The organism is Pseudorhodoferax sp. Leaf265, assembly GCF_001422365.1.
In the GTDB taxonomy this organism is placed as follows: domain Bacteria; phylum Pseudomonadota; class Gammaproteobacteria; order Burkholderiales; family Burkholderiaceae_C; genus Pseudorhodoferax.
In genome coordinates this window covers 118,142-134,660 of sequence record NZ_LMMT01000002.1, presented here as the reverse complement: position 1 = coordinate 134,660, position 16,519 = coordinate 118,142, and the positions used below count along the sequence as shown (strand labels likewise).

At 71.7% G+C, this 16,519-nt stretch carries 12 protein-coding genes; 7 read left to right on the top strand and 5 right to left on the bottom strand.

What is annotated here, in order from left to right:
- Window positions 1–51 precede the first annotated feature (51 nt).
- The 5 genes from badH to ASF45_RS04805 are packed head-to-tail and all read left to right on the top strand — an operon-like array spanning window position 52 to window position 5,464.
- A complete protein-coding gene (gene badH, locus ASF45_RS04825) occupies window positions 52–819 on the top strand; it encodes a 2-hydroxycyclohexanecarboxyl-CoA dehydrogenase (protein ID WP_056657805.1) in 768 nt (255 codons plus the stop codon).
- 28 nt (window positions 820–847) lie between these two features.
- Window positions 848–1,630, top strand: coding sequence for a 2-ketocyclohexanecarboxyl-CoA hydrolase (gene badI, locus ASF45_RS04820; protein ID WP_056657801.1), 783 nt, complete (start codon window positions 848–850; stop codon window positions 1,628–1,630).
- A gap of 10 nt (window positions 1,631–1,640) precedes the next feature.
- Entirely contained in the window at window positions 1,641–2,792 is a 1,152-nt protein-coding gene (aliB, locus tag ASF45_RS04815) for a cyclohexanecarboxyl-CoA dehydrogenase (protein ID WP_056657798.1), read from the top strand.
- Window positions 2,793–2,815: 23 nt separating this feature from the next.
- Entirely contained in the window at window positions 2,816–4,459 is a 1,644-nt protein-coding gene (gene aliA, locus ASF45_RS04810; protein WP_056657796.1) for a cyclohexanecarboxylate-CoA ligase, read from the top strand.
- 27 nt (window positions 4,460–4,486) lie between these two features.
- Window positions 4,487–5,464, top strand: coding sequence for a tripartite tricarboxylate transporter substrate binding protein (locus tag ASF45_RS04805; RefSeq protein ID WP_056657793.1), 978 nt, complete (start codon window positions 4,487–4,489; stop codon window positions 5,462–5,464).
- Here the strand turns inward: ASF45_RS04805 and ASF45_RS04800 are convergent.
- On the bottom strand, window positions 5,451–6,713 hold the full coding sequence (locus tag ASF45_RS04800; protein ID WP_082550817.1) for a murein transglycosylase A: 1,263 nt from the start codon (window positions 6,711–6,713) through the stop codon (window positions 5,451–5,453). The genes ASF45_RS04805 and ASF45_RS04800 overlap by 14 nt on opposite strands.
- Between ASF45_RS04800 and ASF45_RS35800 the strand changes: the two genes are divergently transcribed.
- Both ASF45_RS35800 and ASF45_RS04795 read left to right on the top strand, forming a co-directional pair.
- A complete protein-coding gene (locus ASF45_RS35800; protein WP_162243956.1) occupies window positions 6,646–6,786 on the top strand; it encodes a hypothetical protein in 141 nt (46 codons plus the stop codon). The genes ASF45_RS04800 and ASF45_RS35800 overlap by 68 nt on opposite strands.
- Window positions 6,787–6,856: 70 nt before the next feature.
- Window positions 6,857–8,686, top strand: coding sequence for an ABC transporter ATP-binding protein (locus tag ASF45_RS04795; RefSeq protein WP_056658115.1), 1,830 nt, complete (start codon window positions 6,857–6,859; stop codon window positions 8,684–8,686).
- Window positions 8,687–8,871: 185 nt separating this feature from the next.
- Here the strand turns inward: ASF45_RS04795 and ASF45_RS04790 are convergent, their stop codons facing one another.
- Genes ASF45_RS04790 through ASF45_RS04775 form a run of 4 tightly spaced genes read right to left on the bottom strand, consistent with a single transcriptional unit; the run spans window position 8,872 to window position 16,421 of the window.
- Window positions 8,872–9,498, bottom strand: coding sequence for a response regulator transcription factor (locus ASF45_RS04790; protein ID WP_056657787.1), 627 nt, complete (start codon window positions 9,496–9,498; stop codon window positions 8,872–8,874).
- Window positions 9,485–11,581, bottom strand: a complete 2,097-nt coding sequence (locus ASF45_RS04785; RefSeq protein ID WP_063887579.1) for a nitrogen regulation protein NR(II) — start codon at window positions 11,579–11,581, stop codon at window positions 9,485–9,487. Before ASF45_RS04785 ends, ASF45_RS04790 begins: the two co-directional genes overlap by 14 nt.
- Window positions 11,578–12,393, bottom strand: coding sequence for a carbon-nitrogen hydrolase family protein (locus ASF45_RS04780; RefSeq protein WP_056657784.1), 816 nt, complete (start codon window positions 12,391–12,393; stop codon window positions 11,578–11,580). Before ASF45_RS04780 ends, ASF45_RS04785 begins: the two co-directional genes overlap by 4 nt.
- On the bottom strand, window positions 12,390–16,421 hold the full coding sequence (locus tag ASF45_RS04775) for a YhdP family protein (protein ID WP_056657781.1): 4,032 nt from the start codon (window positions 16,419–16,421) through the stop codon (window positions 12,390–12,392). The genes ASF45_RS04780 and ASF45_RS04775 overlap by 4 nt, the downstream gene beginning before the upstream one ends.
- Window positions 16,422–16,519: the final 98 nt, after the last annotated feature.

The window sequence follows — 16,519 nt, the reverse complement described above, 5'->3', positions numbered from 1 at the left end:
CTTGCCACGACGATAGCAAGGCGGCGCCCGGGCAACCCAAGGAGCGGTGCGATGCGAAGGTTCGAGAACAAGGTGGTGGTGGTGACCGGTGGCGGCGGCGGCATCGGCGGGGCGACCTGCCGGCGCTTCGCAGGCGAGGGTGCCAAGGTGGCGGTGTTCGATCTGAACCTGGCGGCCGCCGAACAGGTGGCGGCGCAGATCCGCGCGGCCGGCGGCACGGCCCAGGCCATGGGCTGCGACATCACCGACCGCACCAGCGTGGACCAGGCCGTGGCCGCCACGGCCGAGGCGCTTGGGGCCATCGATGTGCTGGTCAACAACGCCGGCTGGGACGTGTTCAAGCCCTTCGTGCAGACCGTGCCGGCCGAATGGGAGCGGCTGATCGCCGTCAACCTGACCGGCGCGCTGCACATGCTGCACGCCGTGCTGCCGGGCATGGCCGAACGGCGCAGCGGGCGCATCGTCAACGTGGCCTCCGACGCCGCGCGCGGCGGCTCCTCGGGCGAGGCCGTGTACTCGGCCTGCAAGGGCGGGTTGGTGGCGCTGTCCAAGACGCTGGCGCGCGAGCACGCGCGCCAGGGCGTCACGGTGAACGTGGTCTGCCCCGGCCCCACCGACACCGCGCTGCTGGCCGGCGTGGCCGAGGGCGCGCGCGACCCGGCCAAGCTGCTCGAAGCCTTCCGCAGCGCCATCCCGCTGGGTCGCCTGGGCCAGCCCGACGACCTGGCCGGCGCCATCGCCTTCTTCGCCAGCGACGACGCCGGCTTCGTGACCGGGCAGGTGGTCTCCGTCTCCGGCGGACTGACCATGCACGGCTGAACCTTCACGCCACCCAAGGAGACATCCCATGAACTTCGAAGACATCCTGTACGAGGTCCGCAACGGCGTGGCCTGGATCACGATCAACCGGCCCGAGAAGATGAACGCCTTCCGCGGCACCACCTGCGACGAGCTGATCCGCGCGCTGAACAAGGCCGGCTACGACAAGACGGTGGGCTGCATCGTGCTGGCCGGCGCCGGCGACAAGGCCTTCTGCACGGGCGGCGACCAGTCGGCCCACGACGGCAACTACGACGGCCGCGGCACCATCGGCTTGCCCATGGAGGAGCTGCACACCGCCATCCGCGACGTGCCCAAGCCCGTGATCGCACGCGTGCAGGGCTACGCCATCGGCGGCGGCAATGTGCTGGCCACCATCTGCGACCTGACCATCGTGTCGGAGAAGGCCATCATGGGCCAGGTCGGCCCCAAGATGGGCTCGGTCGACCCGGGCTACGGCACGGCCTTCCTGGCGCGCGTGGTCGGCGAGAAGAAGGCGCGCGAGATCTGGTACCTGAACAAGCGCTACAGCGGCACCGAGGCCGTGGCCATGGGCCTGGCCAACATCTGCGTGCCGCACGAACAGCTCGACGCCACGGTGCAGGAATGGGCCGAGACCATCTGCGAGCGCAGCCCCACGGCGATCGCGATCGCCAAGCGCAGCTTCAACATGGACACGGCGCACCAGGCCGGCATCGCGGGCATGGGCATGTACGCGCTCAAGCTGTACTACGACACCGAAGAGTCGCGCGAAGGCGTGGCCGCGCTCAAGGACAAGCGCACGCCCGACTTCCGCAAGTACGCCAGGTAGGGGCCGCGCCATGAACCCCTACATCGACGAGGACCTGGCCGCCATCGCCGAGCAGGCCCGGCGCTTCGCCACCGACCGCGTGGCGCCCGGCTTCCAGGAGCGCGACCGCACGCGCGTGCTCGACCGCGCACTCATGCGCGAAATGGGCGAGATGGGCTTCATCGCGCCCGAACTGCCCGAGCAGCATGGCGGCCAGGGCCTGGGTGCGCTGGCTGCCGGCGTCATCCACGAAGAGATCGCGCGGGCCGACCTGTCCATCAGCTACATCAACCTGCTGGCCTCGCTGAACGGCCAGATCCTGTCCGAGCATGGTCTGCCCGAGGTCGCGCAGCCCTGGCTGCGCCGGCTCACGCGCGGCGAGGCGCTGCTGGCCATCGCGCTGACCGAACCGCGCGGCGGCTCGGACGCGGCCAACCTGCGGCTGCGCGTGGAGCGCGTGGGCGCGCACTACGTGCTGAACGGCGAGAAGACCTCGATCTCGGCCGCCGACCAGTGCGATGCGGCCGTGGTCTTCGGCCGCACCGGCAGCGTGGAATCGCAGGCCCACGGCGTCACCGCGCTGCTCGTGCCCATGGACCTGCCCGGCATCACACGCAACCGCTTCGACTGCCATGGCCAGCGCGCCATCGGCCGCGGCTCGCTGTTCTTCGAGAACGTGCGCGTGCCCGTGGACCACCGGCTGGGCGACGAGAACAAGGGCTTCGTGCAGGTCATGCAGGGCTTCGACTACTCGCGTGCGCTCATCGGCCTGCAGGTGCTGGCCGTGGCCCGCGTGTCGTTGGAGGAAGCCTGGGCCTACGCCGCGGAGCGCATGGCCTTCGGCAAGCCGCTGACGGCCTTCCAGGGCGTCTCGCACCCGCTGGCGGACGGCGACACCCAGGTCGAGGCCGCGCGGCTGCTGTGCCTGCAAGCGCTGTGGTTGAAGGACAAGGGCCTGCCGCACAGCGCCGAGGCCGCGATGTGCAAATGGTGGGCGCCCAAGCTGGCCTACGACGTGGTGCACCAGTGCCTGCTGTCCTTCGGCCACGGCGGCTACGACCGCGGGCCCATGGAGCAGCGCCTGCGCGACGTGCTGGGCTTCCAGATCGGCGACGGCACGGCGCAGATCATGAAGACCGTCATCGCGCGCGCCCGCGCGGGCCGCCAGGCCGTGCCGAACTGAAGCCACAACGAAGGAGACAAGCCATGGAATTCGATGCCGTCCTGCTGCCGCCCCGGCGCGCCGCGAGCGTGGCGCAAGGCCACTGGGCCGACAAGACCGTCAACGATCTGCTCGATGCCGCGGTGGCCGCCCACCCCGACCGCGTGGCGCTGACCGCGCTGCGCAGCGATGCGGACCAGCCACGCCGCTTCAGCGCCCGCGAGTTGGCGGCCATGGCCGACCGCATCGCCGTGGGCCTGGCGCGCCTGGGCGTGGGCCGCAACGACGTCGTCGCCATGCAGCTGCCCAACTGGTGGCAGCTCAGCCTGCTGGCGCTGGCCTGCGCGCGGCTGGGCGCGGTGATCAACCCGCTGATGCCGATCTTCCGCGAGCGCGAGCTGTCCTTCATGCTGCGCCACGGCGAGGCCAAGGTCTTCGTCGTGCCTGCGCAGTTCCGCGGTTTCGACCATGCGGCCATGGCGCGCGCGCTGCAGGCCGAACTGCCCACGCTGCAGCACGTGGTGGTGGTCGGCAGCGGCGGTGCGGACGATTTCGAGGCGCTGCTGTCCGGCCCGGCCTGGGAGCGCGAACGTGATGCCGAAGCCATCCTGCACAGGAGCCGCCCGGGACCGGACGACATCGTGCAGCTGATCTACACCTCGGGCACGACCGGCGAGCCCAAGGGCGTGCTGCACAGCGCCAACACGCTGCTGGCCAACATCCGGCCCTATGCCGAACGGCTGGGCCTGTCCAGCGCGGACACGGTGTTCATGGCCTCGCCCATGGCGCACCAGACGGGCTTCATGTATGGCCTGCAGATGCCGATCCTGCTGCAGTGCCCGGCCGTGCTGCAGGACATCTGGGACCCGGCGCGCGCGGTGCAGGCCATCCGCGCGGCGGGCGCCACCTTCACGATGGCCTCCACGCCCTTCCTGACCGATCTCACGCGGGCCGTGCGCGAAGGCGGCCAGGGCGTGCCGACCCTGCGCACCTTCCTGTGCGCCGGCGCGCCGATCCCCGGCCCGCTGGTGCAGCAGGCGCGCGAAACGCTGGGCACCAAGATCGTCTCGGCCTGGGGCATGACCGAGAACGGCGCGGTCACGCTGATCCGGCTCGACGATGCGGACGAACGCGCCTACACCACCGACGGCTGCCCTTTGCCTGGAGTCGATCTGAAGGTCGTGGACTTCGACGGCAAGGAGTTGCCGCGTGGCGAATCCGGCAAGCTGCTGGTGCGCGCGGCCTCGAACTTCGGCGGCTACCTCAAGCGCCCACACCTGAACGGCACCGATGCCGACGGCTGGTTCGACACCGGCGACCTCGCGCGCATGGACGCCGAGGGCTACATCCGCATCAGCGGGCGCAGCAAGGACGTGATCATCCGCGGCGGCGAGAACATCCCGGTGTTCGAGGTCGAGTCGCTGCTCTACAAGCACCCCGCCGTGCTGCAGGTGGCCGTGGTCGCCTACCCCGACGAACGCCTGGGCGAACGCGCCTGCGCCGTGGTCGTGCCCAAGCCCGGCCAGTCCATCGACCTGCCGGAGATCGTGCGCTTCCTGAAAGCCGAGAAGGTGGCTGTGCAGTACGCGCCCGAGAAGCTGGTCCTGCTCGACGCCATGCCGGCCACGCCGTCCGGAAAGATCCAGAAGTTCAAGCTGCGCGAGCTGGTGCACCACGCGGCCACTTGATTCCCACAACGACCCGAGGAGACAACCATGAACCAGAAGATCGCGCGCCGCGGCGCGCTGGCCGCCGCATGCCTGGCCCTGGCGGGCGCCGCCTTTGCGCAGGCGCCGGCCTGGCCCGGCAGCAAGCCCGTGCGCATCGTCGTCGGCTTCGCGCCGGGCGGCAGCACCGACGTGATGGCGCGCATCGTGGCGCAGTCGGTCGGCGAAGCCATCGGCCAGACCGTGCTCATCGACAACAAGCCCGGCGCCAGCGGCAACATCGCGGCGGCCGAGGTGGTGCGCGCGGCGCCCGACGGCCACACCTTCCTGATCGCGCCCACCTCGGTGGAGACGGCCAATCCGTGGCTGTTCAAGTCCACGCTGCTGCCCTCGCGCGACCTCACGCCCGTGGGCACCATCGGCAAGACGCAGATGTACCTCGTGGCCAAGCCGCAGATGGCGGCCAAGGACGTGCGCGAACTCGTGGCGCTGGCCAAGGCCCAGCCCGGCAAGCTGTCATACGCCTCGGCCGGCACGGGCACGCCGCCGCACCTGGCCTGCGAGATGTTCAAGGCCGCGAGCGGCACCTTCGTCACGCACATCCCCTACCGCGGCGCGGCGCCCGCGCTGCAGGACGTGCTGTCGGGCCAGGCCGACTTCGTGTGCGACCCCGGCATCGCGTTCCCGCACATCCGCACCGGCAAGGTCAAGCTGCTGGGCATCGTCAGCGCCAAGCGCTCGCCCTTCTTCCCTGAAGTGCCCACCGTGGGCGAACAGGGCGTGGCCGGTGCCGACCTGGACATCTGGTTCGGTCTGTGGGCACCCAACGGCACGCCGCCCGAGGTGCTGGCGCGCATGAACAAGGAGCTGGCCCGCGCGCTGGCCCAGCCCGCGCTGGCCAAGCGCTACGGCGACCTGGGGGCCGAGCCCGTGGCGATGGAGACGGCCGATTTCCGCGCGCTGCTGCAGCGCGAGGGCAGACAGCTCGAGACGCTGATCAAGACGCAGGGAATCACGGTGGAGTAATGCGCGGCCACAGCGCCCACATCTTCAAGGGCTGCTTGAGCCGGCCGGCGAAATCCCCCGCCTCCGGCCCCCAGCCCGCGAAGTAGTCCGCGCGCACGGCACCGACGATGGCGCTGCCCGTGTCCTGCGCGAGCACCAGCCGCGCCAGCGTCGTGACCGGCCCTTGCGAGGCCAGCCAGACCGGCGTGCCGTAGGGAATGCTCTGCGGGTCCACCGCGATCGAGCGGCCCGGCGTGAGCGCCACGCCCTGGGCGCCGCGCGGGCCGAAGCCGGCGTCGAACGGCGGCAGCGGCTCCTCGCGGAAGAACACCATGCGCGGGTTGGCCCACAGCATGTCGCGCACGCGTGCCGGGTTCTGCACGGTCCAGGCCTTGATGCCGGGCCAGGTGGCATCGCGGATCGCGCCCTGGTCCAGCAGCCAGCGGCCCACGCTTTTGTAGGGCTGGTCGTTGGTGCCCGCATAGGCCAGGCGCACCAGCTTCTGGCTACCGTCGGGCTCGGTCACGCGCAAGCGGCCCGAGCCCTGGATCTGCAGCACCAGCGCGTCCACCGGGTCGGCCAGCCAGGCGATCTCGCGGCCGGCCAGCTCGGCCTGGGCCTGCGGCAGCGTCTCCATCTCCTGGCGCGTGTACCAGGGCTTGCGCTGGGCCAGCGTGGCCGGCGGCTGGTACAGCGGCACGGGAAAGGCCGCGCTGGGCTGGCGCGCGGCATCGAACATGGGTTCGTAGTAACTCGTCAGCAGGCCTTCGCTGGGGGGCTGGCCGGGCAGCGGCTGGATGCGGTAGGGCTGCAGCCGCGCGATCATCCAGGCGCGCTGGTCGTCCAGCGCGGCGATCGACAGGCGGCGCACCTCGGCGCAGAGCTGGGCCCAGATCGCGCCGGGGCGCTCGCAGCTGCGCATCCAGGCGTTCCAGGCTTCGTGCAAGGCATCCTGGCCCACGCCGGGTAATTCGTTCCAGCGCACCGGCACCCACTGGCTGCGCCCGCGCAGGATGGGCGCGGGCAGCGGCGCGGTGTCGCCGGGCCAGTCGGCCACCGGCGGCAGGGGCGGCCAGGTCGGCGCCGTGCTCGCCGGGGGCGGGCTGGGCAGGCTTGGGGGTTCGGGCCGTGGGGGCTTGCTGGAGCAGGCGACGAGCGTTCCTACAATCGCCGCGCCCACCACCCACCAGGAGAGTCGCTTCATGGTCCTGATTTTGCTCGAAGCCCTGGCAGCCCTTTTGCTGCTGGTGGGCATCGTCTGGTGGACCATGTTCTCGGGCCGCGACAAGGGCGAGCTGCCGCAGGCCGAGCAGGAGCGCAAGCCGCACGACACACCAGACTGAAGCCCCTACGCAGGCTCCGTCACACGCGGGCGGCTACAGTCTCCGGCCCGCCCCGGAGACCCCCGCCTTGCTGTTCCGCTACTTCGAGAAACTCCTTCCCCCCTATCCCAGCGCCGAGCCGGTCCTGCCGCCCAAGGGCTTCTTCGCCTTCCTGTGGGCCTGCACCGAGGGCCTGCGCGGCAAGGTCGCCTGGCTGGCTGCGTTGACAGCCGCGATGGCGGCCTTCGACGCACTGATGTTCGCCTTCCTGGGCCGGGTGATCGACTGGCTGGGCGGCGTGCAGCCCGCGCAGCTGTGGACCGAGCGCGGCGGCGCGCTGCTGTGGCTAGGCGCGGCGCTGGCCGCCAGCGTGCTCGTGGTGGCGCTGCAGACCATCGTCAAGCACCAGGTGCTGGCCATCAACCTGCCGATGCGGCTGCGCTGGAACTTCCACCGGCTCATGCTGGGCCAGAGCATGGCGTTCTACCAGGACGAGTTCGCCGGCCGCATCACCACCAAGGTGATGCAGACCGCGCTGGCCGTGCGCGACACGCTGTTCGTGCTGGCCGACGTGCTGGTGACCATGACCATCTACGCCGTGACCATCGGCGTGCTGGCCGGCGTGTTCGCGGGCGGGCTGGTCTGGCCCTTCGTGGTCTGGCTGCTGCTGTACATCCTGGCCGCCATCTACTTCGTGCCGCGCCTGGGCCGCGTGGGCAAGGCGCAGGCCGATGCGCGCTCGGCCATGGTCGGCCGCGTGACCGACGCCTACACCAACATCATGACCGTCAAGCTGTTCTCGCACACCCAGCGCGAGGCGCAGGTGGCGCGCAGCGCGATGCAGGAGTTCATGGTCACGGGCTACCGGCAGATGCGCCTGGTCAGCGGTTTCGAGATCGTCAACCACACGCTGGCCATGGTCCTGGTGGCGGGCATGGCCGGCACGGCACTGTGGCTGTGGTCGCTGGGCGAGGTGGGCGTGGGCGCGGTGGCCGCCTCGATCGCGATGGCGCTGCGGCTGCAGGGCATGTCGCAATGGATCATGTGGGAGATGACCAGCCTGTTCGAGGCCGTGGGCACGGTGCAGGACGGCATCAACACGCTGAGCCGGCCGCGGGTGGTGGTCGACGCACCGGGTGCCACCGCGCTGCAGGTCACGCGGGGCGAGGTGCGCTTCGAGGACGTGACCTTCCGCTACGGCCCGGACAAGCCGCCCGTGATCGAGCACCTGAACCTCACGGTGCGGCCCGGCGAGCGCATCGGCCTGGTCGGCCGCTCCGGCGCGGGCAAGAGCACGCTGGTCAACCTGCTGCTGCGTTTCCACGACATGGCGGGCGGCCGCGTGCTGGTGGATGGGCAGGACATCGCCCAGGTCACGCAGGATTCGCTGCGGGCGCAGATCGGCATGGTCACGCAGGACACCAGCCTGCTGCACCGCTCGCTGGCCGACAACATCGCCTACGGCCTGCCGGACGCCAGCGAAGCGCAGATCCGCGCCGCAGCCGAACGCGCCGAAGCCTCGGGCTTCATCGACCAGTTGACCGACCTGCAGGGGCGCACGGGCCTGGCGGCCCATGTGGGCGAGCGTGGCGTGAAGCTCTCGGGCGGACAGCGCCAGCGCGTGGCGATCGCGCGCGTGATGCTCAAGAACGCGCCCATCCTGCTGCTGGACGAAGCCACCAGCGCACTCGATTCGGAGGTGGAGGCTGCCATCCAGCAGAGCCTGAACCGGCTCATGGAGGGCAAGACCGTGATCGCCATCGCCCACCGCCTGTCGACCATCGCGGCCATGGACCGGCTGGTCATCCTGGACGGCGGGCGCGTGGTCGAAGAAGGCTCACACCGCGAGCTGCTCGCCAAGGACGGGCTGTACGCGCGGCTGTGGGCGCACCAGAGCGGTGGCTTCCTCGGCGAGGAATGACCGCAGTCAGCGCAGGCCGAAGAACGACAGAACGGCGATGACGACGACGACCAGGCCAACGATGTAGATGACGGAGTTCATGGTATGGGTGCTGTTGTGTTGAAGACGGCCCAAGCATGCTCCGCCGGCCACCTGCCCGCTGTCGGCGCCCGTCTGCGCCCCTTGTAGGACGGCTGAAGCAGCGGCTACAGGCCGCGCAGCAGGTTGGCCAGTTCCACCGCCGACTTGACTTCCATCTTGTCGAACACGCGCGCGCGGTGCACTTCCACCGTGCGCACGCTGATCTCCAGCTGGTCGGCGATGAGCTTGTTGGGCATGCCTTCGACCACCAGGCGCATCACGTCGCGTTCGCGCTCGGTCAACTCGGTCAGGCGCGTGCGCAGCAGCGCATCGTGCTGCTGCGCGGCCAGCGTGCGGGCCGATTGCAGGAGGGCCTGCTCGATGCGGTCGACCAGCGCGTTGTCGGAGAACGGCTTCTCGCAGAAGTCGAAGGCGCCGCGCTTGACGGCGTCCACGGCGGTCGGCACGTCGGCATGGCCGGTCAGGAAGATCACCGGCAGCGCCTGGTGCAGGCCCCGCGCGACGAGCTGGTCGAACAGCTCCAGCCCGCTCATGCCGGGCATGCGCACGTCCAGCAGCAGGCAGCTGGCCTGCGTCGGCACGAAGCCGGCCTGCAGCCGGGCGTCGAAGGCCTCGGCGCTGTCGAATCCCTCGCTGAGCAGCCGGCGCGAGCGCAGCAGCCACGAGAGCGCGTCGCGCACGCCGGCGTCGTCGTCGACGATGTGGACCAGGGCGTCCTTAGGAACTTGCATGGGTGGTCTCCACCGGGTCGACGGTGTTCAGTGGCATGGGATCGGTGGTGGGATCGGAATCGCCGGCCTCGGTGGGCAGCGTGAAGCGGAACACGGTGCCGCGCGGCTCGCGCGGCTCGTACACCATGGAGCCACCGTGCTGCTCCACCACGGTGCGGCACAGCGACAGGCCCAGGCCCATGCCTTCGGCCTTGGTCGTGAAGAAGGGCGTGAACAGGCGCTCGGCCACCGCCGGTGCGATGCCGCCGCCGCAGTCGGCCACGCTGAACTCCAGCCAGCCCTTGGGCCGCGTGGCGCCCGCGCGCGTGCCGGCCGGTGCCACGCGCAACAGCAGCTCGCGCTGGGCCACGGGCGTGCCGTCCATGGCCTGCATGCCGTTGCGGGCCAGGTTCAGCAGCACCTGCTCGACCATGGTGCGGTCGCACTGCACGCGTGGCAGCCCCGGCGCGACCTCGGTGCGCACGCGCACCGCCAGCTTGCGCGCCTGCAGGCTCACGAGCGGCCAGATCGCGCCCAGCAGTGCCTGCGGCGCCACCGCCTCGTGCGCCTCGTCGCGCCGGCGCACGAAGTCGTGCACGCTTTTGATCACGCGGCCGGCGCGCTCGGCCTGCTCGGCGATGCGGCGCATGGCCATGGCCATGTCGGCCGCCGCGGCCGGCCCGTGCGCCAGCATGTTCAGCGCCCCCGTGGCGTAGCTGGAGATCGCAGCCAGCGGCTGGTTGAGTTCGTGGCTCAGCAGCGAGGCCATCTCGCCCACCGTGGCCAGGCGCGCCGTGGCCTGCAACCGCTCCTGGCTGGCGCGCGAGAGTTCCTCCACGCGGCGCTGCTCGCTGATGTCCAGGAAGGCGCTCATCCAGCCGGTCTGCACGCCCTGGGCGTTGATCAGCGGCGCCTCGATGATGAGCACCGGAAAGCGCGTGCCGTCCTTGTGCTGGAACACCGATTCGTAGCCTTCGCGCGGCGGCATCTTGCCGGCCAGCCGGATCGCCTGGCGCTGCTCGTACTCGCCGATCAGCTCGGGCGGCCAGTAGGGCGCGGGCGCGGACTTGCCCCAAAGTTCCTCGGGCGTGTAGCCGACCATGCTGCAAAAGGCCGGGTTCACGTAGGTGATGCGGCCGTCCAGGTCGCGCGCGCGCAGGCCGGTCAGCAGCGAATCCTCCATGGCCTTGCGGAAGGCCAGCGCATCGGCCAGGTCGCGCTCGGCACGCTGGCGCCGGCGCATGTCCTTGGCCAGCAGCATGAGCACCGAGACCAGCGCGATCGACATGCCGGTCACCAGCGCGGTCATCACGTTGGGCAGCAGGTCGGGCGCGGCGCGCCAGCTGGCCAGGCGCAGCAGCATGGGGTTGCCCGGCAGGTCCAGCAGCTGCTGCGCCGTGAACACGCGGGCGCCGCGGCGCGTGGCGCCGTGCAGCGCCAGCCGCGTGCCGTCGGCCTCGATGAAGGAAGCCTCCTGGTAGTGCGGCAGCTGGCGGCCCAGGAACTCGGCCAGGATGTCCTGCAGCGCGTAGGTGGCGAGCACGTAGCCGGTCACGCGGCCATCGGCCAGCAGCGGCAGGCACAGGTCCATGACCTCGATGCCGCGGCCGTCGGGCTGCGGCAGGTAGTAGCTGGCCGAATAGGCCGGACCGTTCAGGCGCCGCGCCGTGGCGCAGTTCAGCGTCACGTCGCTCAGCGTGTCCTGGCGCGGCAGCAGGCCGAACACGGGCGCGCGGTACGGCGTGTCGGCCTCGCCCAGCAGCCGCTGGTTGCTGGCGCGCCATTCCAGCCGCATGATCTCGCGCCGCTCGCGCAGCAGCTCACCCGCGCGCCGGCCCCAGTCCTCGTGCAGCGGATCGGACGCGTGCAGCGCCTGCAGGCTCTGCACGTTGCGGATCAGCGCAGCGCGGATGTCGGCCACGGCATCGGCGGTGTCGCGTTCGACCTTGCCCTGCACCTGGGTGGCCTCGTAGCGTCCGGCCAACCAGACCAGCGTGCCCAAGAGGCCCACCACCAGCAGGATCAGCAGCGACCACAGCGACCAGCGCCGCTGGATGAACTGCGCCCATTGGCGCAGCAGCTCGGGCACCGCCAGGGTCTTCACAGCAGCCGGTGCTCCAGAGCCGGCAGCTGGCGGCGCGCCTCGTCCAGCCGCCCGGCATCCAGGCTGCCGAGCACGCAGGCCGGGCCCTCGGCCTGCTCGGCCAGCACCTGGCCCCAGGGATCGACCAGCATGCTGTGGCCCCAGGTGCGCCGGCCGTTGGCGTGCAGGCCGCCCTGGGCCGGCGCCAGCACGTAGGCAAGGTTCTCGATGGCGCGTGCGCGCAGCAGCGTGGCCCAGTGCGCCTGGCCCGTGGTGTGCGTGAAAGCGCTGGGCACCAGCAGCAGCTCGGCGCCCTGCGCGGCATAGGCGCGGTAGAGCTCGGGAAAGCGCAGGTCATAGCAGACCGACAGGCCCACGCGCCAGCTGCGGCCGTCGCGCGCGGCAAGCGTGAACAGCGCCGGTTCGCTGCCGCGTTCGAGCACGCGCGCCTCGTCGAAGCGCTCGCTGCCGTTGTCGAAGCGGAACAGGTGGATCTTGTCGTAGCGCGCCACGCAGTCGCCCTGCGGGTCGAACACCAGGCAGGTGTTGCGCACGCGCGCGCCATCGCCGACCGTGATCGGCAGCGTGCCGCCGACGATCCACAGGCCCAGTTCACGCGACGCGCGCGCAAGGAAGTCCTGGATGGGCCCGGTGCCGAAGGGCTCCTGGATCGCGAGCTTGTCGGTGTCGCGCGCGCCGAGCAGGCAGAAGTACTCGGGCAGCACGGCGAGTTCGGCGCCTGCGGCAGCAGCCTCTTCCAGCAGGCGGCGGGCGGCGGCCAGATTCTCGTCGCGGTCCATGCCCGAAACCATCTGCAGTGCGGCCAGCTTCATCGCACGGCTCCTTTCTTGTCGTTGTCCTCGGCCTGGGCGCTCGCCGCGCTGCGCGCAACGCGCTCGATGCGCGGCTCGCTCCAGGTGCCATCGATGTGGAACTGCTGCGTGGCCGCCTCCATGAGCGGACGGCGCAGCACCCACTGCGCGAGGAAGGTTCCCAGGCCGATGGCCGGGTTGATGACCGAGGCCACGAGCGAGGCCGTGCCGGCGTTGATCTCGGGCACCACCACCACGCGCAGGTCCTGCGTCTCCTGGGCGATGTCGGCACGGCCATCCATCAGCACGGCGGCGTTGATGCCCTTCATCTGCAGGTTGTTGGAGCTGACCACGCCGCGCGCGATCTGAGCGTCGCCCCGCACGAAGTCGAACGCGAAGCCCTCGCTGAACAGGTCGCGGAAATCCAGCGTGAGCCGGCGCGGCAGCGCCTGCAGGCTCAGCACGCCGAGCAGCCGCGCCACGCCGGCGTCGGCCTTGAGGAACTGGCCATCGCGCACGTCCAGGTGCAGCTTGCCCGCCATGCTGGGGTAGTCCAGCGCGAGCGGCGAACCGTCCCAGGCCACCGTGCCGTCGAGTTCCCCATGGCCGCGCCGGAACACGCCGGCCATGCCCAGCCGCGCCAGCAGCGCGCCGGCATCGTCGATGGCGAGCTTGAAGTCCATGGCCGTGCGGCGGCCCGTGCCCGCGCCGCGTGCGCCCCACTGGCCCGAAGCCTCGAAGCGGGCCTCGGGCGTGCGCAGCGCCAGCTTGTGCAGCTGCCACTCCGCGCCCTGGTTCACGGCGTTGACCTCGAGCCGGCCGAGCTTCTTGCCGCGCAGCTCGAAGTCCTCCACCACGATGTCCAGCGCCGGCACGCTGGAAGGCTGCTCGTCCAGCAGCGTGGTGACGTCCTCCTCCTCGCCGGCGGCGATCACGAGCCGCTGCAGCCGCGCGTGCACATTGCCGGGCTGGCTGCCCGTGCCCTGGCTGTACGCGATCTGGCCGGCGAGCTCGCGCGCATCGATGCGGGCGCGCCAGGTGCTGCCCTCGCGCGCGCCGCTCAGTGCCAGCTGGTGCAGGCGGCGGCTTCCCCAGCGCAACTCGTTGGCCTGCAACGCGAAGCGGTCGGGCAGGTAGCCAGCGTCCACATCCGCGGCTGCCTGCTCGCCGCCGAGCGCGCCGGACAGCGCCTGCCAGGCATCGAGCGCCAAGGCATCGAGCCGCACGTCCATGGCCACCCCCTGCGCCGGCAGCGTGGCGGCCTCGCCATGCGGCAGGCCCAGACCGATGCTGCCGCGCAGCACGCGCGGGCTGGGGCCCGTGGTGTCGCGTTCGAAGCGCGCCTGCAGCACGGAGCCCAGGCCCAGCGTGAGCAGGTCCTGTCGGTTCGCCTGCTGCGGCGCCAGCGCCATGCGCAGCGGCAGCGCGGCCTCGGCCGGCTTGCCCAGCGGCGCGGGCAGGTCCAGCCCCAGGCCCTGCAGCGGGCTGTCGAGCGTGAAGGCCAGCGCACCATCGGCACCGCGCGTGAGCGCTGCGGTGTAGGCCGCGCTGCCGCTGGCGCGCTGGGCCAGCCGCGTGAGCGCGCCGAGTTCGCTGGCCTGCCGCAGCCCCTCGGCCGTGGCTGTGCCCTGGGCGCGCACGGCCAGCGCGCCGTTTTGCAGCCCGCCGTCCACGCGGGTCTCGCCGCCCAGCACCGCGGTCTGCACGCCGGCCAGGCTGAAGCCGTTGTCACTGAAGGCCACCGTGCCGCGCGTGCGCGCCAGCTGCGGCGTGCCGGGCTTGAGCTGGATGTCGTTGCCGGCCAGCACCACGCTGCCCTGCACGCGGCTGGCCTGCAGCCGCTCCAGCGGCAGGGCCAGCTGCAGCTTGAGGTCGGCGGCGCCGCTGCCCTGGGCCTGCGCCAGCGCGCCCTCGGTCATCCGCGCCAGCGGCGAGGTGGCCACGGCCGCCAGCATGCCCGACAGCGGGCCGCGGCCCTCGGCGCGCACGGCCACCTCGGGGTGCGCGAAATCGGGGATCTCGGCCTCGGCCTTGACCACGGCGAAACCGCCGGCGCCCGCCAACTGGCCGCGCGCGTTGCGCACCTGCATGCCGTTGCGGTCGAACACCAGCCGGCCCGCCAGCCCGGTCAAGGCCGGCCAGGGCAGCTCGCCCGCGTCCTGCAGGCGCGGCGGCACGTAGGCGTATTGCACGTCCTCGACCTCGGCGGCGATGTGGAACTCGCCGAGTTGGGGGTCCCGGTAGGGGAAGTGGTCGAGGTCGCCACGCACCTTGAACTGCACGCTGCTGGCGCGGCCGCGCTGCACGGCGTCGCGCACATAGTGGCGGGCGTCGTCGCCCACGGCCAGCGGCAGGTAGCGGTGCACGCGCGTGCCGTCGGCGCGCGTGAGCTTGCCCTCCAGTTCGAGCCGGCCCGGGCCCTGTGGCGCGCCGTCCGCCGGCGCATCGGCGCGGCTGTCCCAGCGCGCCTGCAGCTGGCCCGTGGCGTCGGCATTGGCAAAGCGCAGTTCGGGCACCTGCACCGCCAGCCGCGCGCCCGCGTGCTGCCAGCGCACCAGGCCATCGAGTTGCGCCATGGGCACGCGCGCCTCCTCGAACACGCCGGGAAACTCCAGCGAGCCGTCGGCCAGCGCCAGCCGCGCCTCACCGCCGCCCTCGGTCAGCGTGAAGTCGGCCGACAGGCCCTCGACGCCCGGGCGGCCCATGGGGTAGTGCAGGTCGGGCCGGCGCGGCGCGAGCGGGCCGGCGGCCAGGGCCAGGGCCCGCACCTTGCCCTGCGCGCGGTAGCTGGCCGGCGCCTCGATGCGGCCGGTCCACTGGGCCTGCAGCTGCTCGATGCGCCCACGCGGGGCCAGCGCCTGCAGTTCGGCCTGCCAACCGGCTTGCATCTGGGGCGTCAGCGGCAGGCGGCCGGCGATCTCGGCCAGCGCCGCCAGGTCGATGTGGTCCACGCGCAGCTCGCCCTGGCCCGGCACCCGGCTCTCGCCACGCATGTAACTCAGGAACACGTCGCCCTGCGGCCACTGCGCGCCCTCGGCCGTGGCAAAACGCAGCTGCCGGGTCTGCAGCTCCATGCCGCTGGCCAGCAGCCGGCCGCGGATGCGCCCCTGCAGCTGCGTGAGCGCGAGCGGTTCCAGGCCCGGGCCCAGGCGCGCGCTGGCGTCGGCCAGGGCCAGGTCCATCTGGCCGCCCAGCACTGCGCCATGCACCACGTCGAACCAGGCCGTGAGGCTGCCGCGACCGGCCAGCAGCTCCACGTCGTGCGCCACGCCGGGCGGCAAATGGGCACGCAACTGCGCGAGATCGAGCTGCGGAAACTCGGCGTAGACCGGGCCGTCCCATTCGCGCCAGTTGCCGCGGCGCGGGTTCAGCAGCGACTGGCGCATGGCCGCGCGCAGGCTGAAGCGCTGGCCCCAGGCCGTCGGCGGCGTGGCGTCGAAGCGGATCTGGTGGCGCCGCGCGCTGTTGCGGATGACGAGGTCGGCGTCGGTCAGCTCGGCCGTGGGCAGGCCGCTGCGCTCGTCGGTCCAGCGCACGGTGGCCTGGCGCAGCGCGAGCTCGCGCTGCGAGAAGACCCAGTCGGCCGCAGGGCTGCTGTCGCCCGCGCCTTCGGACAAGGCAATGCCGGCCACCAGCAGGTGCCCGTCGGCATTGCGGCGCAGGTCCAGCACGGGGCCATCGACGACGATCTGCTCGAAGCCCAGCCGCAGCAGCGAGCGCGGCGACAGCAGCGCGGAAACCCTTGCCAGGCGCAGGCCTTCGCGGCCCTGCGCATCGCGCAGCACCACGTCGGTCAATTCGAAACTGGGCAGGATGCGGGCGGAACTGGCGGTGATGGCGCCGATGCGCACCTCGGCGCCCAGGGCCCGGCTGGCAGCGGCCTCCAGCTGCGGACGGAAATCGCCGATACGCGGCACAATCCAGCCGTGCAACGCCCCCCAGGCGACGCCAACGACCAACCACACGCACAGAACCAGCCCGAGCACCCAGGGCGCCAGGACGGCCGCCAGCTTGAGCAGGCGAGAAGGACGTGGCGTCGGAACTGTCACTTTGAGTAGCTAGATCGGCCAGGAATTATGACCCGCGACCCCGGCACCGGTTCCGTCATCCCCCGTGACCCTTTGTTCACACAGCCCTCCTCCGATTC

Bases quoted from the DNA above. Each gene is read 5' to 3' on its own strand.
- badH (WP_056657805.1), top strand. From the start codon at position 52: ATGCGAAGGTTCGAGAACAAGGTGGTGGTGGTGACCGGTGGCGGCGGC.
- badI (WP_056657801.1), top strand. From the start codon at position 848: ATGAACTTCGAAGACATCCTGTACGAGGTCCGCAACGGCGTGGCCTGG.
- aliB (WP_056657798.1), top strand. From the start codon at position 1,641: ATGAACCCCTACATCGACGAGGACCTGGCCGCCATCGCCGAGCAGGCC.
- aliA (WP_056657796.1), top strand. From the start codon at position 2,816: ATGGAATTCGATGCCGTCCTGCTGCCGCCCCGGCGCGCCGCGAGCGTG.
- ASF45_RS04805 (WP_056657793.1), top strand. From the start codon at position 4,487: ATGAACCAGAAGATCGCGCGCCGCGGCGCGCTGGCCGCCGCATGCCTG.
- ASF45_RS35800 (WP_162243956.1), top strand. From the start codon at position 6,646: ATGGTCCTGATTTTGCTCGAAGCCCTGGCAGCCCTTTTGCTGCTGGTG.
- ASF45_RS04800 (WP_082550817.1), bottom strand. From the start codon at position 6,713: ATGGTCCACCAGACGATGCCCACCAGCAGCAAAAGGGCTGCCAGGGCT.
- ASF45_RS04790 (WP_056657787.1), bottom strand. From the start codon at position 9,498: ATGCAAGTTCCTAAGGACGCCCTGGTCCACATCGTCGACGACGACGCC.
- ASF45_RS04780 (WP_056657784.1), bottom strand. From the start codon at position 12,393: ATGAAGCTGGCCGCACTGCAGATGGTTTCGGGCATGGACCGCGACGAG.